At 58.6% G+C, this 26,044-nt stretch carries 20 protein-coding genes; 10 read left to right on the plus strand and 10 right to left on the minus strand.

What is annotated here, in order from left to right:
- Positions 1 to 27 precede the first annotated feature (27 nt).
- Positions 28 to 1,137, plus strand: a complete 1,110-nt coding sequence (locus LJD29_RS01555; protein ID WP_446743995.1) for a carboxylate-amine ligase — start codon at positions 28 to 30, stop codon at positions 1,135 to 1,137.
- Between the two features lie 129 nt (positions 1,138 to 1,266).
- Here the strand turns inward: LJD29_RS01555 and LJD29_RS01560 are convergent, their stop codons facing one another.
- The 3 genes from LJD29_RS01560 to LJD29_RS01570 form a co-directional block, all read right to left on the minus strand.
- A complete protein-coding gene (locus LJD29_RS01560) occupies positions 1,267 to 1,797 on the minus strand; it encodes a hypothetical protein (RefSeq protein ID WP_446743996.1) in 531 nt (176 codons plus the stop codon).
- Positions 1,798 to 1,806: 9 nt separating this feature from the next.
- Positions 1,807 to 2,583, minus strand: a complete 777-nt coding sequence (locus LJD29_RS01565; RefSeq protein ID WP_446743997.1) for a hypothetical protein — start codon at positions 2,581 to 2,583, stop codon at positions 1,807 to 1,809.
- 126 nt (positions 2,584 to 2,709) lie between these two features.
- On the minus strand, positions 2,710 to 3,360 hold the full coding sequence (locus tag LJD29_RS01570; protein WP_446743998.1) for a hypothetical protein: 651 nt from the start codon (positions 3,358 to 3,360) through the stop codon (positions 2,710 to 2,712).
- A gap of 781 nt (positions 3,361 to 4,141) precedes the next feature.
- On the opposite strand from LJD29_RS01570, the gene tig reads away from it, so the two are divergent.
- From tig to lon, 4 genes are all read left to right on the plus strand, one after another.
- The gene (gene tig, locus LJD29_RS01575) at positions 4,142 to 5,533 is read left to right on the plus strand and encodes a trigger factor (protein WP_446743999.1); all 1,392 of its coding nucleotides are present in this window, start codon (positions 4,142 to 4,144) and stop codon (positions 5,531 to 5,533) included.
- A gap of 89 nt (positions 5,534 to 5,622) precedes the next feature.
- Positions 5,623 to 6,213 (plus strand): ATP-dependent Clp endopeptidase proteolytic subunit ClpP, encoded by a 591-nt coding sequence (gene clpP, locus LJD29_RS01580; RefSeq protein WP_446744000.1) that lies wholly within the window; start codon positions 5,623 to 5,625, stop codon positions 6,211 to 6,213.
- Between the two features lie 47 nt (positions 6,214 to 6,260).
- On the plus strand, positions 6,261 to 7,541 hold the full coding sequence (clpX, locus tag LJD29_RS01585; protein ID WP_446744001.1) for an ATP-dependent Clp protease ATP-binding subunit ClpX: 1,281 nt from the start codon (positions 6,261 to 6,263) through the stop codon (positions 7,539 to 7,541).
- A 177-nt stretch (positions 7,542 to 7,718) separates the two neighbouring features.
- Entirely contained in the window at positions 7,719 to 10,139 is a 2,421-nt protein-coding gene (gene lon / locus LJD29_RS01590; protein ID WP_446744002.1) for an endopeptidase La, read from the plus strand.
- A gap of 129 nt (positions 10,140 to 10,268) precedes the next feature.
- Here lon and LJD29_RS01595 read toward each other — a convergent pair whose 3' ends face one another.
- From LJD29_RS01595 to cysK, 5 genes are all read right to left on the minus strand, one after another.
- A complete protein-coding gene (locus tag LJD29_RS01595; RefSeq protein WP_446744003.1) occupies positions 10,269 to 12,965 on the minus strand; it encodes an ABC transporter permease in 2,697 nt (898 codons plus the stop codon).
- Positions 12,966 to 12,986: 21 nt separating this feature from the next.
- Positions 12,987 to 13,331 carry a PadR family transcriptional regulator gene (locus LJD29_RS01600; protein WP_446744004.1) on the minus strand — a complete coding sequence of 115 codons (345 nt, stop codon included), beginning with the start codon at positions 13,329 to 13,331 and terminating at the stop codon, positions 12,987 to 12,989.
- 62 nt (positions 13,332 to 13,393) lie between these two features.
- Positions 13,394 to 15,703: a PQQ-binding-like beta-propeller repeat protein gene (locus tag LJD29_RS01605; protein WP_446744005.1), complete on the minus strand. Its 2,310-nt coding sequence runs from the start codon at positions 15,701 to 15,703 to the stop codon at positions 13,394 to 13,396.
- Positions 15,704 to 15,895: 192 nt separating this feature from the next.
- Positions 15,896 to 17,050: a trans-sulfuration enzyme family protein gene (locus LJD29_RS01610; protein ID WP_446744006.1), complete on the minus strand. Its 1,155-nt coding sequence runs from the start codon at positions 17,048 to 17,050 to the stop codon at positions 15,896 to 15,898.
- Between the two features lie 54 nt (positions 17,051 to 17,104).
- Positions 17,105 to 18,058 carry a cysteine synthase A gene (gene cysK, locus LJD29_RS01615; RefSeq protein WP_446744007.1) on the minus strand — a complete coding sequence of 318 codons (954 nt, stop codon included), beginning with the start codon at positions 18,056 to 18,058 and terminating at the stop codon, positions 17,105 to 17,107.
- Positions 18,059 to 18,229: 171 nt separating this feature from the next.
- On the opposite strand from cysK, the gene LJD29_RS01620 reads away from it, so the two are divergent.
- The gene (locus LJD29_RS01620; RefSeq protein WP_446744008.1) at positions 18,230 to 19,969 is read left to right on the plus strand and encodes a sensor domain-containing diguanylate cyclase; all 1,740 of its coding nucleotides are present in this window, start codon (positions 18,230 to 18,232) and stop codon (positions 19,967 to 19,969) included.
- A gap of 39 nt (positions 19,970 to 20,008) precedes the next feature.
- Here LJD29_RS01620 and LJD29_RS01625 read toward each other — a convergent pair whose 3' ends face one another.
- Both LJD29_RS01625 and LJD29_RS01630 read right to left on the minus strand, forming a co-directional pair.
- Complete coding sequence (locus LJD29_RS01625) at positions 20,009 to 21,193, minus strand: VWA domain-containing protein (RefSeq protein WP_446744009.1); 1,185 nt, start codon at positions 21,191 to 21,193, stop codon at positions 20,009 to 20,011.
- Positions 21,177 to 22,157 carry a VWA domain-containing protein gene (locus LJD29_RS01630; protein ID WP_446744010.1) on the minus strand — a complete coding sequence of 327 codons (981 nt, stop codon included), beginning with the start codon at positions 22,155 to 22,157 and terminating at the stop codon, positions 21,177 to 21,179. The genes LJD29_RS01625 and LJD29_RS01630 overlap by 17 nt, the downstream gene beginning before the upstream one ends.
- A gap of 396 nt (positions 22,158 to 22,553) precedes the next feature.
- Between LJD29_RS01630 and LJD29_RS01635 the strand changes: the two genes are divergently transcribed.
- Genes LJD29_RS01635 through murI form a run of 4 tightly spaced genes read left to right on the plus strand, consistent with a single transcriptional unit; the run spans position 22,554 to position 26,044 of the window.
- Positions 22,554 to 23,882 (plus strand): DUF1015 domain-containing protein, encoded by a 1,329-nt coding sequence (locus LJD29_RS01635; protein ID WP_446744011.1) that lies wholly within the window; start codon positions 22,554 to 22,556, stop codon positions 23,880 to 23,882.
- 10 nt (positions 23,883 to 23,892) lie between these two features.
- Positions 23,893 to 24,615 (plus strand): N-acetylmuramoyl-L-alanine amidase family protein, encoded by a 723-nt coding sequence (locus LJD29_RS01640; RefSeq protein ID WP_446744012.1) that lies wholly within the window; start codon positions 23,893 to 23,895, stop codon positions 24,613 to 24,615.
- Positions 24,612 to 25,238, plus strand: coding sequence for a GerMN domain-containing protein (locus LJD29_RS01645; RefSeq protein ID WP_446744013.1), 627 nt, complete (start codon positions 24,612 to 24,614; stop codon positions 25,236 to 25,238). Before LJD29_RS01640 ends, LJD29_RS01645 begins: the two co-directional genes overlap by 4 nt.
- Positions 25,239 to 25,240: 2 nt before the next feature.
- Positions 25,241 to 26,044: a glutamate racemase gene (gene murI, locus LJD29_RS01650; RefSeq protein WP_446744014.1), complete on the plus strand. Its 804-nt coding sequence runs from the start codon at positions 25,241 to 25,243 to the stop codon at positions 26,042 to 26,044.

Here is a 26,044-nt window from a genome sequence, read left to right on the forward strand (position 1 = left end):
CCCACGCGTGCGCGGAACGGCGGGACAATGCGGCCATCTTTCACCATCGGCATTGAAGAGGAATACCAGACCATCGATCCGGTAACCCGCGATCTTCGTTCGCACGTTTCAACGGAGATGCTGTCGAAGGGCAAGCTGAAGCTCGAAGAGCGCGTCAAGGCCGAGATGCACCAATCGGTCGTCGAGGTCGGGACGCGCGTCTGCCGCACCATCGGCGAAGCGCGCGAAGACCTCTTCGACCTACGCCGCCAGATGATTCACCTCGCACGCGAAAACAATCTGCGACTGGTTGCTGGGGCCACCCACCCGTTTGCCGACTGGCGCGCGCAGGAGATCTACCCTGATCCCCGCTACGCGCAGGTCGTCGAAGATCTCCAGCTCGTGGCGCGAGCCAACCTGATCTTCGGCCTGCACGTACACGTGGGCGTCGAAGACCGCGAAGCAGCCATGCGCATCATGAACTCGATGCGCTACTTTCTGCCGCACATTCTTGCGCTCTCGACCAACTCCCCGTTCTGGCGCGGCATGAAGACGGGCCTCAAAAGCTACCGCGCAAAGGTCTTCGACAAATTCCCGCGTACGAACATTCCCGACAGCTTTTCAAGCTACGCGGAGTTTGAAAGCTTCGTGGCCCTGCTCATCAAGACAAACTGTCTCGACAATGCCAAGAAGATCTGGTGGGATATCCGCCCGCATCCTTTCTTCAACACCGTCGAGGTGCGCATCTGCGATATTCCGCTGCGCGCCGAGGAGACGCTGGCTATCGCAGCGCTGATCCAGGCGACGGCCGCCAAGATGTACCTGCTGCACGAGCGCAACCAGGACTGGAGGCAGTACTCCCGCGCCCTCATCATGGAAAACAAGTGGCGCGCTGTACGCTATGGACTCGACGGCAAGCTGATCGACTTCGGCAAATCAACCGAAGTGCCCGAGCGAGAGCTGATTCTTGAGTATCTCGACTTCGTGGAAGAGGTCGTCGATTCGCTGGAGTCGCGCTCGTCGATCGAATACGTCAAAAAAATTCTGGAGATGGGGACAGGAGCCGACCGGCAACTGCGCGTCTTCGACGAAACCGGGGGCGACCTCAACGCGGTCGTCGACTACATGGCGGAAGAGACCGAGGCAGGGCTGTTTTAGCTGGCTGTTATCCCGGTTGGAAATTGTTATTCCGAACGTAGTGCGATGACAACATGGGAGAGAGAAAGAAATCAAAAAGCAAAACCGGGACCTGAGTCCCGGTTTTGCTTTTAGGCTGTGCGGATGGGGTTAAGCGACCGCCGCGGCCAGTTTTGGATAGAGCACGTACTGGCTGGTTTCGTACAGGGCTAACAACCGCTTCGAAAGCAGGTAGTAGGAAGATGCCGCCTGGTGGATGTGAAAAGGCGTCCGCAGGCCGCTGCGCTTGAGATAAAGATCGATCTGGATGCGGAACAGGGCGCGCTTCAGCAGGTTCGAATCGTGACGGATGCGCTCCGCGACGATGATCGCCTGGTCGAAGTTCCAGCGCTGGACGTAAGCCGCCAGCAGGATCATGCGGTCAGCGTTGCGACGCATGCGCTTCAGACCGTCGACACCGCCTACCAGGGTCCACATTTCGTCCGGCTCGAGCTTGAGCTGATTTCCCGCAGGATGCATGTAGTCCAGGGCGACGATTTCAAGCGCCTTGGCATGCACCGGTTCAATAGAAGCGACCAGATCGTCCCAGCTTCCGGAACGAAGCCGCCGAGCCTTCACGTGTGCGTAGATCAGTGAGGCTGCAATAACTGCCGCAAATACGATGATTGCCGAAAAGACCACGTTTTACCCTCAACTCAGCGAATCAAAATGACTGGTGCTACGTAAGTCCACTGACACCCGGCGATGAAGCGCCGCCAGATACTCTTGCATGTCGTCAGACAGTGTACGAGATTCCGGTTCGGGAATCCAGAACGTAATGATCCAATAAATTGTTGCTGCCTGGAAGATAATAACTCGGGCAAACTCGAGTCTACCCACCAAAGTTGTAGGACCATAGTAACTATGGATAGCGTCGGTGCAGAGAACTACCAGCGCCCAGACCGTAAAACCCTGCCCCAAACCCATGACATGATTGCGCCAGACCAGCCCCAGACGCGAAGATGCGAAGGCCATGGACGCAAAAAGCTCGCACATCAGCAAGGTAGCGAACAACCGCCCCTTTGTTAGCCAACTAACAAAGGTGGTTGGCGTCTCAGGACTTACTGCGAAGGAAAGCCCGACAGCTATCAGGGCACCAACCGCTCCCCACAAAAGAAAGGACTTCCGAGCGTCCCGCACCCACGTACCGGTGGGTTTCAGGACGATGCGTGCCATTTCGAAGACCAGCGTCACCTGCAACACCAGGTCGATGCACGCAGCCGACCAGTACACACCTGGGTAGACAGCATCAAGGCCCGTCTTGATAAGGGTGAAGAGAACCGCGCTGCGGAGAACGTTAAAACCCATCAAGGCCGAGAAAACAGGAAACTTTCTCCAACGGCCTCTTCCTAAAAGAACCAGCGTCAGCACGCAGGTTTCAATGAAACCTGCGTACCACAATAGCCGGCTTAGCGTGCTCGATTCCATGAGGCCCCATTTTACCCCTCATTGTTTTCAAGGAGTTCATTCCGAGCTTTGCTGCGATTCTTTACTTCCCTCACGTCAGGCACTGCCTGTATCGCCGTTCTGGTGAACAGGAGGCGATCAGGTACATTACGCTGAAACAGTCAGGCCACCCTTCGATTTTGGCATCGGATCGCTGCCCGTTACCGCTGCAATCGTCGTCAGGCCACCCTTGGACTTCGGCATTGGGTCGCTACCCGTTACCGCTGCGATCGTCGTCAGGCCACCTTTCGACTTCGGCATCGGATCGCTACCCGTCACCGCTGCGATCGTCGTCAGGCCACCTTTCGACTTCGGCATCGGATCGCTACCCGTTACCGCTGCAATCGTCGTCAGACCACCCTTCGACTTCGGCATTGGGTCGCTGCCCGTTACCGCTGCAATCGTCGTCAGGCCACCCTTCGACTTCGGCATCGGATCGCTACCCGTCACCGCTGCGATCGTCGTCAGACCACCCTTGGACTTCGGCATTGGATCGCTACCTGTCACCGCGTGCGTATTCGTCGTCAGACCGCCCTTCGACTTCGGCATTGGATCGCTACCCGTTACTGCTGCAATCGTTGTCAGACCACCCTTCGACTTCGGCATTGGGTCGCTGCCCGTCACTGCACGCGAAATTGTTGTCAGGCCGCCCTTGGACTTCGGCATTGGATCGCTGCCGGTCACCGCTGCATGCAGGCTGGCAGTCGAAAGAAAGGCAAGGGTGGAAGCAAATACGACGTTATGAAAAATGGTTTTCATCGGTTTCTCCGTTTAAGTAGTTAGAAAGTTATCGGTTACCGCACAGCAATACTGCGAACGGTGAATTTTGACGCGCGAGGCGCCATGCTTCGTGGGCCCGGAAATTTAGATTGGCGAACTGGCTACCGGTCACGGCGGCCGCGCGGATTTTTGCGCTCAAAATCGCTAGGGCGTAAACAGATATCTGCTCGCAAAGGCTCCGCTCCAAAGATCTCTCCTTAGTAAGGATCTCTCCCCATGTCGGCGAGGTGCGCAGTATCCCCGATATTAGTCAGGTAGAAATACATTGCCGCAACAGGTATTAGATTTGTCACCTGATGGCATCGTGCAGTCGGGCGGGAACTAGTCGAAGGACGGCGGTGGGCTGCCGGGCGTCAACGAAGACTTCGCGACGAAACCAGAGCGGACAGCGAACAGGGATATTCATCGGAGTCTCCGTCAGGCACGGAATGCTTTCCACCATCTGAGCGTAAAACTCTTTTAGTTACACAACAATAGAAACTTTAACCAAAAACAGAAAATTTTAGCACAACTTAAAACAACTTTTTGCAGCTTACTCCAATTCGGTGTTACTTTGGAATATCTAAAGTTACCTAGGGTTACCGATGGGTGATACTGACCCACCCCACCGGGTTTCTTAAAAGCGCAGTTTTCCACGCCGCACGCGGTTTGCTCTTCCCTGAGAAGCTCCGTACCATAGATAGAACGTCCCCGGTGCGTTCGCTGAACCCGGGCAATGGACCGGAAAGCACGGGACGAGCACATTTTGGAAGGCATTACGTTGAGCTCAACAGAGACTGTCGAAACGACGAACCAGGAAACTGCCGAGACCGCTGCGCACGATCACGAACATCATCACCACGATCATGATCACGCCGGTCACTCGCATGGCCCTACCCTTAACCCCGATCTCACCCGCGAAGTGGAAGTCGAAGTACCGGCCGACGAAGTCGAGCGCGCCTTCCGCTCCACCGTTAAGAAGTATCAGAAGCAGGCGCGCATCCCCGGCTTCCGCGCCGGTAAAGTTCCTGAGACCCTGATCCGTTCGCGCTTTGCTGAAGGGCTTCGCCAGGATGTTGTCGAAGCTGTGCTGCCCAGCCACTTCCGCACCGCTATCGACGCACAGAAGCTGCAGCCGATCTCGCAGCCCCAGGTTACCGATCTCCAGCTCGAAGAAGGCAAGCCGCTCAAGTTCAAGGCTATCTTTGAAGTTCTGCCTGAGTTCGCGATCGATGGCTATCAGGATGTGAAGGTCGAGAAGCCGGACACCTCCCTGACCGACGAAGAGTTCAACACCGAGATGGACCGCGTGCGCGATTCGCGCTCCACTATGGAGCCGGTTGCCGAAGAGCGCGAGCTCGTCGATGGCGACTTCGCCCAGATCACCTTCCGCGGCAACATCCAGGGTGAAGAAACGACGGGCCAGCCCGGCAATCAGCCGATTGAGGGCGAGGACGTCATGATTGAAGTCGGCGGCGCCAACACACTGCCCGCCTTCAACGAGGCACTGCGCGGCACCAAGGCCGGACAGGAACTCAAGTTCGAAGCCAGCTACCCTGCCGAGTTCGGCGAGCCCCGCCTGGCTGGCAAGACGGTTTCTTACGATGTTGAAGTGAAAGGGATCAAGAAGAAGATCCAGCCGGAGCTGAATGACGAGTTTGCCAAGGAGCTTGGCAACTATGAGGGTCTCGAAGACTTCAAGACAAAGCTGCGCGAACACCTCGCCAACGACAAGCAGCGCCGCCTGCAGGCAGAGACGCGCGACAAGCTGACGACTGCACTGGTCGAACGCTTCCAGTTCCCTGTTCCTGAAGCGCTGGTGCAGAACCAGGTCGATGCTCGTCTCGATCGCGGACTGCGCGCACTGGCTTCGCAGGGCATGCGTACGGAAGACATGCGCAAGCTCGACTTCGCCCGTCTGCGCGAGGCACAGCGCGACGCTGCTGTATCCGAAGTCAAGGCCGGCCTGATCCTCGATAAGATCAGCGAAGCCGAGAAGACGGAGATCAGCGACGAAGAGCTTGAGCAGGAATTGCAGCTTATCTCCCTGCAGACGCGTGAGCCGCTGGATGCCTTGCGCGATCGTTTGACGCAGGATGGGGCACTGGCTAGAATTCGGGAACAACTCCGCAGAGAGAAAACCGGAAACGTGCTTTACGAGCGGCTTGCTTAAGGAGTTGCCTGGCCGGAGAGCATACTCTTCGGCTGAACCTTCACGCTGTTGACGAAGCTTAAGGCTTCAGGGATTGAGAGTAAGGATACATGGCACTGGTACCCATGGTGGTTGAGCAGACGAGTCGCGGAGAACGCGCCTACGACATTTACTCCCGTCTGCTTCGCGACAACATCATCTTTCTCGGAACGCCCATCGACGATCAGATTGCAAACCTGGTCATCGCGCAGATGCTCTTCCTCTCCGGGGAGGATCCGGAAAAGGACATTCAGCTTTACATCAATTCGCCGGGCGGCTCGATCACGGCCGGCCTTGCCATCTATGACACGATGCAGTTCATCAAGAACGACGTGGTGACCTACTGCATCGGTCAGGCCGCAAGCATGGGTGCTTTCCTGCTCATGTCCGGCACGGCAGGCAAGCGTTTCGCGCTGCCGAACTCACGCATCCTGATTCACCAGCCGTCGATGGGCGGACTGTCGGGTCAGGCTACGGATATCGACATTCACGCACGCGAAATCCTGCGCATCCGCGAAATCACCAATACCCTGATGTCCAAGCACACTGGCCAGTCCCTTGAGCGTATCGAAAGGGATGTGGAGCGCGACTTCATCATGAACGCTCCGCAGGCCAAGGAATATGGCATCATCGATGAAATCATTGACCGTCCCCGCACTTAAATAGAGGCCGGCAATACAACCGTTGAGCAACAGCAGGAGGATTGCAGATGAAAACGCGCACGGGGTCGGATGAAACACTGCGGTGCTCGTTCTGTCATAAGTCGCAGGATGCTGTAGCGAAGCTTATCTCTTCGCCCAGCGATTATCCTCGCGCATATATTTGCGACGAGTGTGTCGCCGTCTGCAATTCCATCCTTGAAGATGACCGGGGCGAAACACCGCAGGGTGCCGCCCCGACCCATCTGCCCAAACCTCTCGAGGTGAAGGCATTCCTCGATGAATATGTCATCGGGCAGGACCAGACGAAGAAGAAGCTTGCTGTAGCCGTCTACAACCACTACAAGCGTATCCAGATGAACCGGACGCGCGGCAACGACGTAGAGCTGGCCAAGTCCAACATCCTTCTCGTTGGCCCCACCGGAAGCGGTAAGACGCTGCTGGCGCACACCCTCGCGAAGATGCTCGACGTTCCCTTTGCGATCGTCGATGCCACCACGCTCACCGAAGCAGGATACGTCGGTGAAGACGTAGAGAACATCATTCTCAAGCTGCTGCAGGCAGCCGATGGAGATGTTGCACGCGCACAGACCGGCATTATCTACATTGATGAAATCGACAAGATCGGCCGCAAGGACGAGAACCCTTCCATCACCCGCGACGTCTCCGGTGAAGGCGTACAGCAGGCATTGCTGAAGATTCTCGAAGGCACCGTGGCCAACGTTCCCCCGCAAGGGGGACGCAAGCATCCGCACCAGGAATTTACCCCGGTCGACACGACAAATATCCTCTTCATCTGCGGGGGCGCTTTTGTAGGCCTGGAGCGGGTGGTGGGGCGTCGCGTAGGCAAAAAGGCGCTCGGCTTCAAGGCCCTCAGCGACAAGGACAACCAGGATGGTGCGATCCAGCACGGTCCGCAGCGTGACTCAGAGCTGCTTCGGCGGGCCGAACCGCAGGATCTGATCAAGTTTGGCCTGATTCCCGAATTTGTCGGCCGTCTGCCTGTCATCGGTATTCTCGATGAACTGGACGAAGCCGCGCTGATCGAAATCCTGACCAAGCCGCGCAATGCCATTCTGAAGCAGTACCAGAAGCTCTTCGAGTATGAAGGCGTAAAGATCGTCTTCAGCGAAGAAGCTACGCGTGCAATCGCCCAGGAAGCGCTGGCACGGAAGGTGGGTGCTCGCGGCTTGCGTATGATTCTGGAAGAGTTAATGCTCGACCTGATGTATCACCTGCCGAGCAACAAGAAAGTTAAAGAGATGGAGATTACGGCGGAGATGGTTAAAAACCGCGATCTCTCACTCAGAATGCTGGAAAAGGCCGGATAACGAGAGCATACAGATTGGAATTGGAACGAAGGCGGGCCGCGATGCTCGCCTTCTTTTGTTGCATGGATGCCGGTAATTGACCTAAGTACCCGCCAGATTGTGACGGAATGCGTTAAAGTTCATCTAACAGGGATAAGACTGACTACGGAAGTTTGTTTGTAGAGAGAGAGGGAGTCTGTGACCCAATCCAAAGAAAGCCGCGACAAGAATAACCAGCGCAAGCTGCCCATGATGCCCATCCGGGACATGGTCATCTTTCCGCACATGATGACGCCCTTCGTCGTCGGCCGCGAGTCGAGCGTGCGCGCTCTGGAAGAGGCGCTGAACGGCGACCGCAAGATTTTTCTGGCGACGCAGCATGACGCGCGCATGGATGAGCCATCCGCCGAGGACATTTACCCGGTCGGCACCATCGGCAACATCGTGCAAAGCGTAAAAATGCCGGATGGCAACATCAAGGTGCTGGTCGAGGGCCTGGAACGCGCCCGAGCTGTTGAAATGAATGACTCGGACGGTTTCTTCGTCGTCACCGTTACGACCACTCCGAAGACCGAGTTTGAAATCACGCCGCAGATCGAGAATCTCGTCCAGCGCGTCACTTCCCTGTTCGAGCAGTATGTGAAGCTGCAGCAATCGCTGAACTACGAGACGATGATTGCAGCGGTCCGCACCGACGAGCCCGCCAAGCTGGCCGACACCATCGCCGCTAACCTGCAGCTTGAGATCGCCGAGAAGCAGATGATTCTCGATGTGTTCGATCCTGCTGAGCGCCTCAACATGATCTCCGAGGTGCTGGATGTTGAGATCGAAAAACTCAACATGGATCGCAGCGTCCAGTCGCGCGTAAAGCGACAGATGGAGCGCGCCCAGAAAGAGTACTACCTCAACGAAAAGATCAAGGCGATTCAGAAGGAACTGGGCCGCGGTGAAAAGAGCGAGTTCGACGAGCTGAAGAAGAAGATCGAAAGCGCGGGCATGCCCAAGGATGTCTTCGATAAGGCCATCCAGGAGCTGAAGAAGCTCGAAGCCATGCCGCCGATGTCCGCCGAGTCCACCGTATCGCGCAACTATCTCGACTGGCTGCTGGCGGTGCCATGGAAGAAGAAGTCCAAGGAAACGCGCAGCATCGATCACGCTGAGAAGGTGCTCGATGAAGATCACTACGGGCTTGAAAAGATCAAGGAGCGCATTCTCGAATTCCTCGCCGTGCGTCAGCTGGTGAAGAATCCGAAGGGATCGATCCTCTGCTTTGTCGGACCTCCAGGCGTGGGCAAGACGTCACTCGGCATGTCGATCGCTAAGGCCACAGGGCGCAAGTTCGTTCGCATGTCGCTTGGCGGTGTGCGCGATGAGGCCGAGATTCGTGGCCATCGCCGTACCTACATCGGAGCGCTGCCGGGCCAGATCATCCAGTCGATGAAGAAGGCCGGCACCAAGAACCCGGTCTTCATGCTCGACGAAATCGACAAGATGGCTTCGGACTTCCGTGGCGATCCGGCGTCGGCACTCCTCGAAGTGCTCGATCCCGAACAGAACACGAGCTTCCAGGATCACTATCTCGATGTGGAGTATGACCTGTCGCAGGTGCTCTTCGTCGCGACGGCCAACGTGCTGCATACGATTCCCGGACCGCTGCAGGACCGTATGGAAATTCTTCGCCTGCACGGTTATACCGAGGTCGAAAAGCTCGAGATTGCCAAGCAGTACCTGGTGAAGAAACAGATCGAAGGCACCGGTTTGAGCGAGAAGAACATCAGCTTTACCGATGACGCGATTCGCGAAGTCATTCGCTCCTACACGCGAGAAGCAGGCGTGCGTAACCTGGAGCGCGAGCTGGGCAACATTTGCCGCAAGGTGGCGCGCCGCGTAGTGAAAAACGGCGTGAAGCACAAGGACGCTGTCACGGGAGAGAACGTCTCCGAGTTCCTCGGCGTCGCCAAGTTCCGTGATTCCGCAGTGCACGAGAAGAACGAAGTCGGCCTGGTCAACGGCCTGGCCTGGACCGAGGTCGGCGGCAGCATCCTGCAGACCGAAGTGCAGGTGCTCGACGGTAAAGGCAAGCTCACTACGACCGGTCAGCTGGGCGATGTGATGCAGGAGTCGGCTCAGGCCGCTCTCTCCTACATCCGCAGCCGTGCACAGCATCTCGGCCTGCCGCGTGACTTCTATCGCAACCTCGACATTCACATCCACGTGCCTGAGGGCGCGATTCCCAAGGATGGACCGTCAGCGGGCATCACCCTGGCAACCGCTCTGGCCAGCGCGCTGGCCAAGGTTCCTGTTCGCCGCGATATTGCCATGACGGGAGAAATCACGCTGCGCGGCAAGGTTCTGCCGATCGGTGGACTCAAGGAGAAGCTGCTGGCAGCGCACCGCGCCGGCATCTTCGAAGCGATCCTGCCGGCCGATAACCAGAAAGACCTGGCCGACCTGCCGGAGATCCTGAAGAGCGCGATGAAGCTGAACTTCGTCGACTCGATGGACGAAGTGTTGAAGCTGGCGCTCGAATCTCCGCTGCCGGAGTTGAAGGAAGAAACGCCCGAGGTGCTGGCTGCCGTTGCAAGTCCTGTAGCAAAGGAACAGCGTCCGCATCAGTAACCGTAATCATTACAAAAGGGCCGCCGATTCTCAGAATCGGCGGCCCTTTCTTCTTGGTCACTTCGAACGCGGGTGCCCCATCCATGACAGTCTCAACGTCATGGGTGGGACTGCAAGACGGAACGCCGATCACTCATAACGAAGCGAGTCCGCCGGATCGACATTCGCAGCCCGCCATCCCGGTATCACGCACGCACCCAGCGCCGTCAGCAACAAAAGCACTGGCACAAGCAGAAATGTAACCGGATCGGTTGCATTTACTCCAAACAGGAAGCTCCGAATCAGGTGCTGAAGGGCGAACGCTCCGGCTATCCCCAGCAGCAAACCTGCGAAGACCAGCCGTACCCCCTGACTGACGATGAGCGAAAGCACATTGCCACGCGAGGCTCCAATGGCAAGTCGAATGCCGATCTCCTGCTCTCGCTGCCGCACCGTGTAGGCCAGCAGCCCGTATAGCCCGACAAGCGCCAGCGCCAGGGCCATCACGGAGAAGGCGCCAAGCAGAACGGTCTGGAAGCGGCGCAGCGCCAACGCCTCGGACACGCGATCATTCATCGTGTGTATGTCTGCAAGCGTGAGCGTCGGGTCGAGCTTATTGAGAGCTGCTCGCACTGCGGGTACAACTTCCGCAGGGGGTACGCTCGATCGAATGGCCAGATAAGCTCGGTCTGGATCCTGCAGGCAGTCATAAAGTGTTGGTGGAGGAGGTTCTTCCAGGCTGGAATGGCGAACGTCGGCAACCACGCCGATAATCACCCGCTTGTTACTGTTGCGGTTATCGGGCGTGCCGTTGGCAATCCATTTGCCGATAGCATTCTTTCCAGCAAAATATTTACGAACGAATGCTTCGTTGACGATAACTACATTTCCTTCATTCAATCTGAATTCGCGTCCGGCAAGCATCGGGGTCCCCATAGCGCCAAAATATCCGGCAGTCAGCGAAGCAGCTTCCACCGTCTGTCCTTTTTCGTTTGCATAGTCCTGCACCCACAACGTCGTAATGCTCTCATCATGACTAAGAGGCAAGTTTGTAATCGCGCCTGCGGCCTGCACGCCAGGAATTGCGCGAATGTCATCGAGAAGGCGCGGAAAAAGACCGCGATGCTGCGCGGCGGTGGCATACGCCGGGGGCAGATCGACCTTCATCGAAAGCGTCGCCGTCGAGAAGCCCGTCGGCACAGCTTCGACCTTGAGGAAGCTCCGGATAAGCAGGCTGGCTCCGGACAGCAGCATGACCACAAGCGCTACTTCTCCTGCAATGAGCACGCCGCGAAGACGGTTATTGCCGCGTACAACTCCTTTATTGCCGCCCGACTTTAGAAATTCAACCAGATCGCCACGAGACGAAGAGAGCGCAGGCAGAATGCCGGTGGCGACACTCGTAAGCAGCGTTACCGACAGCGTGAAGAGGAGCACATGCGGGTTCATCGAAACCTGTTGCAGACGCGGAACGTTTCCCGGATCAAGCCGCAAAAGCATTTTCAGAAAGAGCCACGCGAGCGCAGTGCTGACAGCCCCGGCTGTCAAACTCAGCAGCAGAGCGTCAGTCAGCATCTGCTGGATCAGCCGGGCGCGCCCTGCGCCGAGAGTTGCTCGCACACCCAACTCATGGGTGCGACTCGCATTGCGCGCCAACAGCAGGCTGGACGCATTGCCGCAGGCAATCAAAAGTACAAAACCCACCGCGCCCATCAGCAGGCGCAGCAATGGGCGTGCATCGCCGACAAGTGTTTGGCGAAAAGGCTTGATATAAGCCCGCCAGCCTCCATGGAACATTGCGCTCGGTGGCTCAATCTTGTTCAACTGCGCCACAATCGCGCTCATCTCTGCCTGCGCCTGCTGAACCGTAACACCGTCTTTGAGACGAGCCAGTGAATAAGAGTCTCCGGGCTCATCGTTCATCCTCTGCGCTGGAGTCAACGCTAAAGGAACCCATACATCAGTAGCTTCAGCTCCACTGACTCCGTAGTCCAGCTCCTGCTTATGCGGATAGTGGAAGCCCTGCGGCATCACTCCGATGATGCGATAGCTGTTATTCGCCGCCCTGTTCTGCGCCTCGGGCATCTGACGATAGACCTTCAGGGTCATTTGCTGCCCGATGATATGGGGATCGCCACCGAATTGCTGCTTCCAGAGCGCGTAACTGATCACCGCGGTATCCCGTTTACCAGCCTGATCGTCTTGTTGCCCAATCGCTCGCCCAAGAATCGGAGCTACTCCAAGGGTGGAAAAGAAACTTGCATCGACCGTTGCTCCCTCAACCGGAACAACAGAGCCTTTGCGTTCCAGGTTGAACGACAACTGCTGGAACTCTGTAAAAGATGCGTACAAGCGACTGCTTTTCTGAATACCTTGGGCAAAAAAGAACGAGGGCGGAATCGCATCCGGTGGGACGCTCTCAAAAAGCGAATTCGGAGTGAAGAGATAAACAAGCCTGTCAGGGTTCGTATACGGCAGCTTCGGATACAGCACCACATCCATCAGGCTGAAGACCGCCGTGCATGCGGCGATGCCCAGCGCCAGCGTCATGACGACAACGATGGCGAAGCCACGATTGCGTAACAACGAGCGGGTTCCGTAGCGCAGGTCCTGCAGGAAATTTTCTAGCAACCGCGTGCCGCGATTGTCGCGCACCTGCTGCCGGATCTGTTCCGGGCCGCCGAAGGCGATTCTTGCCTTGCGTTTCGCTTCTTCTGGCGACATTCCAGCGCGAATATACTTCTCCGTCTCGTGTTCGAGATGAGCCTGGAGCTCTTCATCGAGCTCGGCTTCAACATGGCTGCGTAGAAACAACGAACGAAGGCGATAACGCAGATCGCTGAGCATATTTGTTCCCCTGATTGTTACTTATGCCATGTCCAACACGTGGCCGACAGCGGCGGTCAGCCTGCGCCAGGCTTCTGTCTCGGCGGCAAGCTGCTTCTGCCCTTGCTTCGTCAGCTCGTAGTACTTGGCACGGCGATTGTTCTCGCTGGTCGACCACGTGGCCTTGATCCAGCCGCGCCGCTCCAGCCGGTGCAATGCAGGATAGAGCGAGCCCTGCTGCACCTGAAGCGCCTCGCGAGAGATCTGCTGCAGGCGCTCGGAGATACCCCAGCCATGCAGCGGCTCAAGTGTCAGTGTTTTCAGGATAAGTAGATCGAGCGTACCTTGCGGCAGCTCGAGTTTCGGGTCTGTTTTCGAATCAGCCACGCTTCCCTTTCACTTCTACAGGGGACTATAGTGCGCTTTCCTGTAGAAGTGCAAGGGTAAAGTTATTGCAGCAGGCCGAAGACCACCACGCCGTTCTGTATGCCGATAAAGACCTTGCCGTTGGCCACTACCGGCGTGACGAACTTGTTGTCGGTAAAGTTGTCACGGCCACCTGTCTGGCTGCTGTCATAGAGTTCTTCTGACAGGTCGGTCGCAGCGTACGCATGAAGGACGCCGCCAACGTGCACACGATTTTCTACCGCCCACACAATGCCGTTCTGCGTGCCGTTCGAACTCACGCTCGGTGAGGTGCCGGGATAGGCAAAGGTTTCCGCAGTCTGGCTGCTTGCCGCCACCTGCACCTTCGCGCTCACGACCTCGAAGGCTTTCATCACATCGCCGTTCGAGCCGTAGTAGATCGTTCCGTTGAAGTAGGCGGGGCTGGCGTACACTCCGGTGGGGAGTGCCCCGGTCAACTGTTGATAGATATGGTTTCCCGATGCGTCGAACTTGCCCATGTTGCTGGTGTCGACGATATACATGTTGGCGTCTTTTCCGGCGCCGACCGCAAGCTTATAGCTCTTTCCCGAAGCATCCGTCATCGCGGGCAACATGAGGACTCCACCGGATCCAAGATCCTTATCCTCGTTCGACTCGGTTACGGTATTTGACGGGTTGAAGTAGTCGCTCACTGCGAGCTTGCCTTTGACAGTCGATACCTTCAGGAAGGCGTTGCCGTAGTCCTGGTGTATCGGGAAGCCGTTGGCGTCGAGCGTGGCGTCAAAACTTCCATTGGCATCGAGGAAGTACAGGTTTCCGTCGGCGTCGCCCGTGAACCCGGCGCCCGACATCCAGATCGAGCCTTCGCCTCCACCGAATCCGGAGACGCCACTGTTGGGCGTCAGGTTCAGCACTGATATCTGCTTCAGTGTCAGCTCGCTGTAGGCCATCAGCCAGCCAGTGTACGGCTCGATGTCACAGTGCGAGGCCCAGCCCAGGTAGATGATGCCGTTCATGAGCAGCAGGCTCACGCGTTCGTCATACTGGCCGGGCGCGAAGGTCTGCACTCCGTTCACTGAAAATACGCCGGTACCGGGATAGGTTGCCTGTATCTCCGACGGGCTTCCACTCAGCTCAGCCCCGGTGGTGACGTCGAGCGCGTGCAGGCGTTGATGATAGTTGCCGCTTGCATCCTTGGTCATGGCAACCAGGAAGATCGCGCCATTCGCGCCGTAGTGACGATCGATGACCGGTGTAGCCGTGATGCCGATCTCGGGTGAGATCGTGCCGCAAGAGTGCGAGTCGCTGGGGGTCTCTCCCGAGGCCAGTACAGAAACCTTCCAGAGCTGGGCACCCGTATCCGCGTCGAAGGCGTAGACGCTGTCGTGCTCAGAGGCCGCATACACCACGTTATGCGATTGCCCATTGACGGTCACGGCAGAGAGATAGAGCGGCGCGGCATCTGCCTTGCCATCCATCACAAGGACGCGCAGCTTTCCGAAGGTCGAGGGAGTCACGTTCGAAGGAGTGAGCGTTGTCTCCAAAGCATTCCATCCATCGCGGGCCCTGTCGTAGTGGTAGGTCGTGACATCGACCGTCGCGGGGGGAGGCGGATGGCTGATTGTCAGCGCTGCCGTAACGGCGTGGTTCAGCGAGCCTTGGCTCGCGTAGAAGAGTACCGTCACTTTTCCTGCAGCCGCGCTCGCGGAGGCCGCAAACTGGATTGCCTGTGGCTTTCCCGAGGCCAGTGTCAGGCTGGCAGGGCTGGCAGTCACCCCTGCCGGCAATCCATAGATCGCCACATGAACGGTGCCGCTGAACTGGCTGTTGCCGGTAGCGCTTAAATTGATCGACTGCGAAGTGCCGCCTGCTGCAAGAGCGGCGGTCGCGGGCGAAATGCCGAGAGCAAAGTCCGGTTGGGACGTGGCAGCACCGGCGCTTAGAACCAACGTCAGCAGTACCGTGTGAACGAGGGTGCCGGAGGAGCCCTTCACAGCAATCCTCGCGGTTTCAGGCGTTATGCCGGCGCCAGCATTGAAGGAGATCGCCTGTGGCGTTCCTGCAATGAGTGTGAGCGCGGCAGGCGAGGCGGTTAGCCCGGCGGGAAGACCTGAGAGGGAGAGCGCGACGCTGCCGCTGAAGCCGTTCAGCGGCAGCGCGGTGAACGTAATGCTCTGCGAGCTGCCAGCCACAATGTTTGCCGTTGTGGAAGAGAGAAAGAGAATGAAGTCCGGCTGGGAGACCGATTCGGCCGACGCGGTCTGCATGGCGCCCTGGCCGTCCCATGCCTGGGAGGTCGCTCCGCAGGCCATCAGAGCGGCGAGGAAGGCAATGCTAAGGAGGCAACGACGAAGATCCCCGACTATGCGCATAGATCACCAGCTTTGCGCCAAACACCAGCGCGAAGAGAGATGCAGAGTCGTGCCCGGGAGCTGTTACCGGCAAGGGAAGACGCCGTCCGCGAAGACATTTAACAGCAGCGGCACCGGATCAGGCAAGTTCTGCGATGCGGCAAGGAATGCGGCCTCCGCATATCGCGTAGGCCCACATGCCTTACGTTGCACTTAGATCGAGTTAAGGGCTTGCTCGAGATCATAAAGAAGGTCTTCAACCTCCTCGATACCTACTGAAATGCGCACCAGGCCATCGGTGATGCCCAGTTGAGCGCGCGCCTCTGCTCCGATCGCTGCGTGGGTCATCGTCGCTGGATGCGAGATCAGAGTCTCGACGCCGCCGAGCGATTCGCCAAGCGTGCAGACCTTAACGCTGGTCAGTAACTTGTTGGCGTTCTCGAGCGAGCCTGTTTCGAACGAGATCATGCCACCGAAGCCGGTCATCTGCTTTTGGGCCAACTCGTGTCCTGGATGGCTGGGCAGACCGGGATAGAAGACCTTCGCGACCTTCTTATGTCCGGCGAGGAATTCGGCCACGCGCCGTCCGCTTTCGTCATGCTGCTTCATGCGTACGGCAAGCGTCTTCACACCGCGCAGAATCATCCAGCATTCAAATGGAGAAAGAATCCCTCCGGTGCACTTCTGCACGAAGGCAAAATTTTCTTTGTGCTCCGGCTTGGTGCCGATCAGCACGCCGCCCAGTCCGTCGCTATGCCCATTCAGGTACTTGGTCGTCGAGTGCATCACGATGTCCGCACCCAGCTCGATTGGCCGCTGAAAATACGGGGACATGAAGGTGTTGTCCACCGCCAGTTCCACGCCTTTGTCATGACAGATATCGGCAACCGCGCGGATGTCGGTCAGCGTCATCAGCGGATTGGTAGGCGTCTCGATATGCACAAGCTTTGTCGTGGGGCGAATGGCACGGCGAACATTTTCCGGATCGGAGGTGTCCACGTAGTCGAACTCGATGCCGTAGCGGGTAACGATCTGGTTGAAGAGCCGGGGCGTGCCGCCGTAGACATTTGCTCCGCAGATGACGTGATCGCCCGACTTGAACATGGTGATCATCGCCATGATTGCCGCCATACCGCTGGCGAAGACATGTCCGCTGGCGCCGCCTTCGAGCGAAGCCAGATTTGTCTCGAGGGCATCGCGGGTCGGGTTGGAGACGCGTGAGTACTCGTAGCCCTTGTGGCGCCCAATCTCCTCCTGCGCGTAGGTCGAGGAGAGATAGAGAGGTACGTTCACGGCACCTGTCTGCGGATCGGGGGCCTGGCCGTCGTGGATGGCTCGTGTGGCAAAGCCGTGCTTTTGTTCGCTCATGATGATTCGCTTCTTCCTGGATCCGGTTTCGATTAGTTGATATGTGAGGATGAATCAGCCTTCGAAGATCTTCTTCGAAAGATAGCGTTCGGCTGAATCGGCCACGATCGTGGCCACGCGTTTGCCGGGGCCGAGACGCTTTGCGACAGCCACCGCCGCATGCAGGACCGCTCCCGAGCTTGAACCTGCCAGTACGCCCTCTTCGGCGGCCAGACGGCGCACCATGGCAAAAGCATCGGCATCGGTCACCTGGATGATCTCGTCCGTGACGGTGCGGTTGAAGGTCGCCGGAACGAACGATGCTCCGATGCCCTCCACGCGATGGGGACCGGGAGCACCGCCTTGCAGGACCGATCCTTCGGTTTCAACCGCAACCGTCCAGGTTTCCGGTCGATGCTCCTTAAGATAGCGGGCGATGCCGGAGAAAGTACCTCCCGTGCCGACACCGGCTACGAAGGCATCCACGCGCCCTTGCATCTGCTGCCACAGCTCGGCGGCCGTGGTGTCATGATGAAATTGAGGATTGGCCTGATTTTCAAACTGGAGAGCGGCAAAAGCCTTCGGATCGTTAGCAGCGAACTCCTGCGCGCGACGAATGGCCCCCTTCATCCCTTCGGCCTCCGGGGTGCGCTCGACGGTAGCGCCGAAGCCGCGCATGAGGATGCACTTTTCCTCTGCAAAGCCCTCCGGAACGAAGAGCTTGACCTTGTATCCACGATTGACGCCCACAAGCGCCAATCCGACCCCCGTATTTCCGGCGGTTGCTTCGACAATGGTGGAACCAGGGCCGAGCCTGCCCTGTTTCTCTGCCTCGAGAATCATCCCCATCGCGGCGCGGTCTTTGACGCTGCCGCCCGGGTTGAGGAATTCGAGTTTGGCGTAGAGCGCGGCGGCATCCGCCCCGGCAATCCGGCCTAGCCGGAGCATCGGGGTGTAGCCAATCAACTCGCTCATCTCTTCGGCAACACGCAGGCTGCCGGACTGAAGGATTGTTTGAGATTCATTCATGGCAAAAACACCCCAGTGTAGCAGGAAGGCGTCCTGGCCCGGTCTTTTCAATCCTATGAAAGTCGTTACAATCCGGTAGGGATTTACTTGTTGGTTATAAGGCGAAAAATAGGTAATCTTTTAGAAATTCTTGACCAAAATCAATTTGTGACGAGGCAGTTCTAACGCGCCGTGTCTCCGATCGTACCCAATACCGCTCCGAAGCAAAATCGGACCCCGCTTCTCCTCGCGCTCTCGGCGATCGGCGTAACGATATGCGTATGTGCCGCAGGCTGGATGCACTACGATGCAGCCGTCAAGCTCGATCAGTCCCGCGACTGGCTTGAGCATTCAGAGACGGTCATCTCGAATATCCAGATCGAGCAGCAGCGCCTCGATCGTATCGAGCCGGCCGTTCGCCTCTTCCACCTCACCCAGGACGACAACAATCTGCAGGCAGCCCAGACGAACAGCGTGGCCCTGCACGCGACGGCCCTGCATCTGCAACAGCTCCTGGCGGATAATCCCCAGCAAGCCTCAAATACGCGCAACCTGGTCCAGTACAGCGAGCGCCTGATGCACACGCTGGCGCATCTCTCTCCACAGGACGACCCTCCGGCACAGACTGCCCTGGCCTGCCGAGAGACACTCAGCCTGATGCAGACGCTCGAACGCGAGCTGCTTACCCAGCGAACCGACGATTCCAAGGTCAATGCCAGCCGCAATATCCTGCTGAGCATCGCCTTTACGGCGCTCTCCATGCTGGTCGTCATCGTCCTGTTCGGTTTCCTCATTCGCGACGCATTTCGCCGCCGGCGGGACGAGGGACAGATATTTGAAGCCAATGAAAAACTGGCCGGATCGGTGCGCGCCCTCGAGCGCCAGGCGCGTGAGTCGGAACTGATCACCTCCGCTCGCGATGAGCTCCAGCTCTGCGTCAATTCGGTTCAGGCATGGAACGTATCGACACGCTACCTTGAGCAGCTGCTGCCCGGAACCAGCGGCGCCATGTGCCTGATCAATCACTCACGGCAGTCCCTTGAGATTTCCTCAGTCTGGAATCGCCCGACCAACCTGCTCGATGGCTTCGCGCTGGACGCCTGCTGCGGACTGCGCTCTGGCATGATGCGCTGGCGCAAGTCGGGCTACTCCGAGGTACATTGCTCGCATTTCTCCGGAGCCGCTCCGGAGAACTACCTTTGCCTGCCGCTTTCGGCCCACGGCGAGACTCTAGGCATCGTCATGGTGGAATGTGCCTCAACTGGCCTCGCGGCAATGGTGGACGCCAACCTGCCCACGCTGCAGCAGCTGGTGACGCTCGCCGCCATCGCCATCGCCGGCCTTAACCTGCGTATGAAGCTCGAGCACCAGTCGATCCGCGATGGACTGACCGGCCTCTTCAATCGGCATTTCATGGAAATCGCGCTCGACCGCGAAATGCGCCGCGCCGAGCGCCAGCAGAAACCGCTGGCCGTACTTATGCTCGACGTGGACCACTTCAAGCAGTTCAATGACACCTACGGGCACGAGGCCGGCGATACGGTTCTGCGCGAGGTGGCGGAGACACTGCGCCTGACGGTCCGCACCGAAGACATCGTTTGCCGCTACGGCGGCGAAGAGTTTGTCGTGATCCTGCCCGAGGTGAACGGACAGGAAGCGGTGGAGCGGGCTGACCGGATTCGCCAGATGGTCGGCGAGGTGCGTTTGCGCTTCCGTGCCCAGTCGCTCCGCGAGATTACAATTTCGGCCGGTGTCGCGGTTTATCCCGACAACGCCGATACCCTCGAGCAGCTGTTGCGGCTTGCGGATCGCGCCCTCTATGCGGCAAAACACCAGGGGCGCAACCGGGTCGTCCTCACCCCGACCCAGCGGGTAACAGACGTCGAAGCCTCAGCAGCTCTGCCGGGTTCACTTTCGAGCGCCCTTATTTAAAGCCTTGCCTGATGCCAGTCGCGAGACCCGGCATCAGACTCACTTCTTCTGGGTGTCGTTGCCCGCCGATGCCTTCGAGTAATAGCCGCTTCGTGTGCGAACAGTCAGCTTGCCATGGGCGCCATGAGCTTCGACGCGAATGCTTCGAAACCCAGGAACCTCCGGCGGCTTGGTCGAGTGATAACCGATGGTGTACTGGTTGCGGATATCATGTGCGACCTCGGTAGCGATCTCATCGACTTCAGCCAGCGACTTCGGAAAGAAAGCAAGCCCCCCGGTTTCGTCCGATAGCAGCTTCAGAGCCCGGCGCGCGCGCTTCGATTCCCTGCCGCTTTCGTCCCCGAAGAGCAGGCCGATGGAATAGACCACCGGACCCTGCAGCGCCTGGATGCGGCGGATGGTCTGCTCCAGATTGAAGGTTGAAGCATTGTCTTCGCCATCGGTAATGATGAGAAGCGCCTGCTTCGGGCGTTTGGCGTACTTCGAAAGCTGGTCGGCCGAGGCGACGACAGCGTCATACATCGCCGTGCCACCTTTCGAATCGATATGCGAAAGCCCTTCGCGAAGCTTGCCCAGGTCGGCGGTGAAGTCCTGATCGATGAACGCTTCGTCGGAAAAGTTCACGATGAACGACTCATCCTGCGGGTTCGAGGCTTTGACCATGTCGAGCGCCGCAGCGTTCACGGCCGAGCGTTTATCGCGCATCGAGCCGGAGTTGTCTACAAGAATGCCGATCGAGACGGGGATATCCTGGTGCTGGAATGAAGCGATCGTCTGCGGAACATTATCCTCCCAGATCTTCACGTCTTCCTTCTTCAGATCGTTGACCAGGTGCCCTTCCGAATCAAGGACGGTCACATTCAGAATCACTTCATCGACGTTGCGAGTCAGCGTGAAGACGCCTTTATCGTTGCGCCCCACTTCGCCGGGCTGGGCACTGGATTGCCCTGCCGCCTCCGCCTCCTCCTGTTTCTGATTCATTGGGGCGTTGTCAGCGGTATCGGGCGAAACCACCGGATCGCGGTCCACGTCGAGCGGCTGCTGCGTTTCCGGTTTGGGAGCGGGCTTGGCACTGGTCGACTGGGCAGGCAGCGGAGGCAGCCCGGCAAGCGCGCGAGCAGCAGGCGACGTAGGCTCAGAAGGCGGAACGCTCTGAGCCAGCGCGGTCGATACCAGAAGACCAAAAATGAGTACCCGGAGCGGGCGGCTATTGCAAAGGGGCATAGTATCCGGCACGTGCATGAACGGTGAGCGGCGGCAAGCCAGCCGGGGGCACCAGTCTCACTTTCAATTTACGCCACTTGCCGTCGCGTTTGTCATCGTCCGGCTTGTAACCCAGCACATATTCGTTGCGCAGCTCGGAGCTGATCTTGGCAGCGATGTCTCCCATCTCATCCACGTTGTCCACGCGGAAGAGCCTGCCGCCCGTGTCTTCACTGATGTCGTTCAACAGCAATGGCCCCATCCGCTCCTCGGTCGTGGCTGCGTAAGGGTCAAAGATGCCGATGGAGTAAATCTGCGTTCCCGCTTCCTTCACCAGCGACCTTACCTCGCCTTCAGTGTAGCGGCTGCGATTGTCGCCTCCGTCAGAAACAACGAGCAGCGCGCGCCGTTCAAATTTCGCCTCCTTCATCTTACTCAGGCCGAAATAGATAGCGTCGAGCAGGGCGGTTCGGTGCTCCGCTTTCACCATCTGGAGACGCGATTCAATCTGCTCGGGCGCCGAGGTAAAGTCCTCGATCAGCTCGGGGCGGTCGTTGAAACCGATGACGAAGAATTCATCCTGCGGATTCGAAGTCTTCATGAATTCGAGGATGGAGTCGCGGGCGCGCAGCACCTTGTTGTTCATGCTGCCGCTCAGGTCAAAGATAATGCCGATCGATACCGGTGCATCTTCGGTCGAGAACGATTTGAGCAGCTGCAGCCGGTTGTTCTCATAGATGAAGAAGTTTTCCTTCTCCAGGCCGGTGACAAGGCGGTCCATGGTATCGGTGACAGTCAGCGGAACCAGCACCAGGTTCACATTCACGCGGATACGCTCGCCCGCCCGGGCTCTCAGCGCGGCCGGACCCTCGAGCGCAGGGGCTTCCTTGCTCGGCTCAGGCGGTTTTGGCTGTACATGAACGTTATTCAGGGGGTCTTCCTGGGCGTGAGCCAAACGTGTGCCCGCCGCGATTGAAAGCAGCAATAAAATCCTGCAGGCGAAACGAACAGTCCGGGCCAGCTTCCGCACCCGAAGTCCATCCGTTGGCCTCGCGTCGTGATACGCGTTTGAAGACGCCCTCATGTTTCCTCAACTCTCGCATTCCGACCGGGGCTTCTCCGTTCTTGCTGGGCGCGCACAGACCTCCGGGCGGATTCCAGTGCCGGTGTCGAGCATCCTAGCATGCCCGTGTGTCTCTGACTTGTCTCTTTTATTGCATCGAAACAGAGTGAGCAAAGGGATGAAAGCGTTGACGAAAACTGTTGCTGTCCGCAATCGAGACTGCGTTCCCGGATCGGGCCGCACGGCCAGCGAACCATCGCAAACGACTGATTTACAATCGGTCAAGATTGAAGTTCAGGTATAGACTGCTTCCCCTGCATGGCTCAAATCTACCCATTTCGCGCTCTCCGCTATAACCCGTCGATCGTCCGCGTCGACAAGGTGGTGACCCAGCCCTACGATAAGGTCTCTCCCGCGATGCAGCAGGCGTACTACCAGCGCAGCCCCTACAACCTGATCCGCGTCATTCTCGGCCTGCCCGAACTCTTCGACTCCGAGCAGGACAATGTCTACACCAGGGCGGCGGCAAGCTTTCGCGAATGGCGCGACAAGGGCATCCTGATGCAGGAGGCCGAGCCCTGTGTCTTCGGCTACGCGCAGCGCTTTACCGTTCCCGGCACGAACGAGCAGGTAGAGCGGCGTGGATTTATCGCACTTGGCCAGCTCTCCGATTACAGCGAGAAGATCGTCTTCCGCCACGAACAGACGCTTGCCAAACCCAAGGACGACCGCCGCAGGCTGCTCGAGGCGACGCGCGCGCATTTCGGGCAGATTTTCATGCTCTACTCCGATCCCGGAAGAACCGCGGAGAGCCTGCTCTTCGAGGGTGAGGCCGCGCCCGACATCGAGGTGACGGACGACTACGGAGTACAGCACCTTGTATGGCGGGTGAACGATGCCGGAACCATCAATATGCTCACCACCGCCCTCGACGACAAAAAACTGATCATCGCCGATGGACATCATCGCTACGAAACGGCGCTGCTATACGCAAAAGACCACGCGCCGAAGACGCCAGTAGAAGCGGTCGAACGCAACTCATACACGGCTCCGCAGCCGGCCTATCCCGAAGCAGCCGTAATGATGACCTTCGTGAATATGGACTCCGACGGCCTGGTGATCCTGCCGACGCACCGCGTTGTCTCGGGACTGGCTGATTTCAAGGCGACAGACTTCCTGAAGAAAGCCGCCGAGTTTTTCGAGGTCGAGACACTTCCGCAGGAAGATGCGACGGTGTTGACAGCACGGCTGGCTTCTCTGCGTCCGCAAACGGCATTTGTCTGCGTTACTCGCGAAGGCTGTTCCCTTTTGAAAGCGAAGCCAGAAGTGATGGCAAGCGCGATGAACGGCACACCCGACCGGCAGCAGCGGCTCGATGTTTCCCGCCTGCATGAGATTGTTCTCGGCCGGCTGCTGGGCATTTCGCCGGCGGACATTCTCAACCAGACGCACCTTACCTATGTGCGCGAAGCCGCGGAAGCCATCGAGCAAGTCGCCGCTGGGACCTCCGACGTAGCATTCCTGATGAATCCGGTGACCCTCGATCAGCTGCGTGAAACCGCTTTTGCGGGTGAGGTGATGCCGCAGAAGTCGACCGATTTCTTCCCCAAACTATTGAGCGGCCTGACGATCTATGCATTGGATTAGCCGCGCCGGCATGTCCGCGCTGTTTCTGGCCCTTACTGCAGCCTCGGCTCAGGACGCTCCGCAGGCCGTGCAGATTCCACAACAATCGCCCGCGAACCCGCCGCATCTTCCCGCAGCCGTTTCCACGCCGGCGGTTCCACGCTTTATGGTCGTTATCGATGCCGCCCATGGAGGCAACGAGACCGGCGCGCGCATCAGCGATCATCTGCTGGAAAAAGACCTCACGCTCAGCCTCTCCATCCGGCTGCGATCCATACTTTCGGCCCACGGCATCGGCGTGGTCACCACGCGGGAGAGCGACGCAAATGTTCCCGCAACGACGCGGGCCGAGCTGGCCGACCGCTCCGCCGCAGCCGCCTGCATCCTGATCCATGCGACGACTACCGGCAGTGGTGTCCATATCTACACCTCGTCGCTCGCGCCCTCGACCGCAACCCGCTTCATGCCCTGGCAGACGGCACAGGCCGGTTACGTAACCCAGAGCCTGAAGCTGGCTTCAGAGATCGATTCGGCACTGGCGCATGCAGAGATTCCGGTAACGCTGGGCCGCACCGCGCTGCAACCGATGGACAGCTTCACCTGCCCGTCCGTTGCGGTCGAGATTGCCCCGCTGGCGGCAAACAGCTCCACCAAGGCCAAAGCACTTGACGATGCGGGATACCAGCGCACGTTGCTCGATGCCCTGACGGCTGCTCTGGACGAATGGCGCAATGACTGGAGGCAGCAGCCGTGATCTCCCGAGCGCAGCGCATCCTGTTTTTCACCATGCTGATCGCCGCGGTCACCATGGCCGCGATCCTGATCCGGCTGCGCGAGCGCGCACAGGACCGTCTGTACCGCGCGCAGAGCGCAATGCCGCTGGTGGAACCGGTCGAAGCTCCGCCAACGGCCATCACCCTGCTGATTCCAAACGACGCCGATGGTTCGCTGCTCGAAAGCCAGCGCAGCCTGCCGCTGCCGCAGGACGAAAACGCGCGCGCGAGGATCATCCTGACCACGCTGCTTAGCGCCTATCGCGAGCCGCATTCCACGCATCCGATGGGCGGAGCAAGCCTGGCTCCGGGCACAGAAACGCCGGGAGTGGATGAGGTCTTTCTGATGCCGGTGCCACAAAGCAAGCAAGGGAAAATGGCAGTTGTGAACTTCAGCCCCTCGTTCGGGCAGATGCACCCTTCCGGCATTGAGCCGGAGACGCTGACGCTGCTTTCGATTATCGGCACGCTGCATGCGAACCTGCCTGACATCGCCCAGGTCCGCTTCCTGGTCGATGGGCGCCAGGCCGATACGCTGGCCGGCCACGCCGACCTGACGCGCGTCTACGTAGCCTCGGACAGCGCCATGGGAGGCGGTCAGTAACCATGCGCATCGGTGTCTTCGATTCAGGTTTCGGCGGGCTGACCGTGCTCCGTGCGCTGATGGACAGGTTGCCATCCGCCGACTATATCTATCTCGGCGACACAGCCCGTTTGCCCTACGGCGCGAAATCGCAACAGACCGTCGCGCGTTACGCGGTGTCGAGCGCAAAGTTTCTCGTCGAAGAACAGAAGGCCGACTACCTGGTCATCGCCTGCAATACGGCTTCTGCACTGGCGCTCGACGCAATTCGCGAGTCGGTGAGTGTTCCGGTGCTGGGCGTGATTGAGACAGGCGCAAACGCAGCAAAGGATGCGACCGAAAGCGGCGACGTACTGGTGATAGCAACCGCCGCGACCGTCGAGAGCCATGCCTATGCAGAGGCCTGCCGCGAGCGCGGAATGCGTGCCGTGGAAAAAGCCTGTCCGCTGCTCGTTCCGCTGGTCGAAGAAGGATGGATCGACCATCCGGTGACCGACGAGGTGCTGCGTATCTACCTCTCCGAGCTGCTGGCCGATGCCGCAGGCAGGCCTGACACGCTGGTGCTTGGCTGCACCCATTATCCCCTGCTGCGAACGAAGATCGAGGAAGCGGTTCCGGAGACGATCCGGGTTATCGACTCTGCAGAAGCGACGGCAACGCAGGTAGCGGACGCCCTTTGTCTTCCCGCCGAGTTCTGCCGCGAGGACGGGAAGCCACACGAGCGCAGATTCTTCGCCACTGACTCCGTGAAAAAGTTCCAGACGCTGGGTTCGCGCTTTCTCGGTGCGCCGATGGATAAAGTGGAGCTCCTCGATCTGGGAGGCTGA

The organism is Silvibacterium acidisoli, assembly GCA_022870745.1.
GTDB lineage: Bacteria > Acidobacteriota > Terriglobia > Terriglobales > Acidobacteriaceae > Silvibacterium.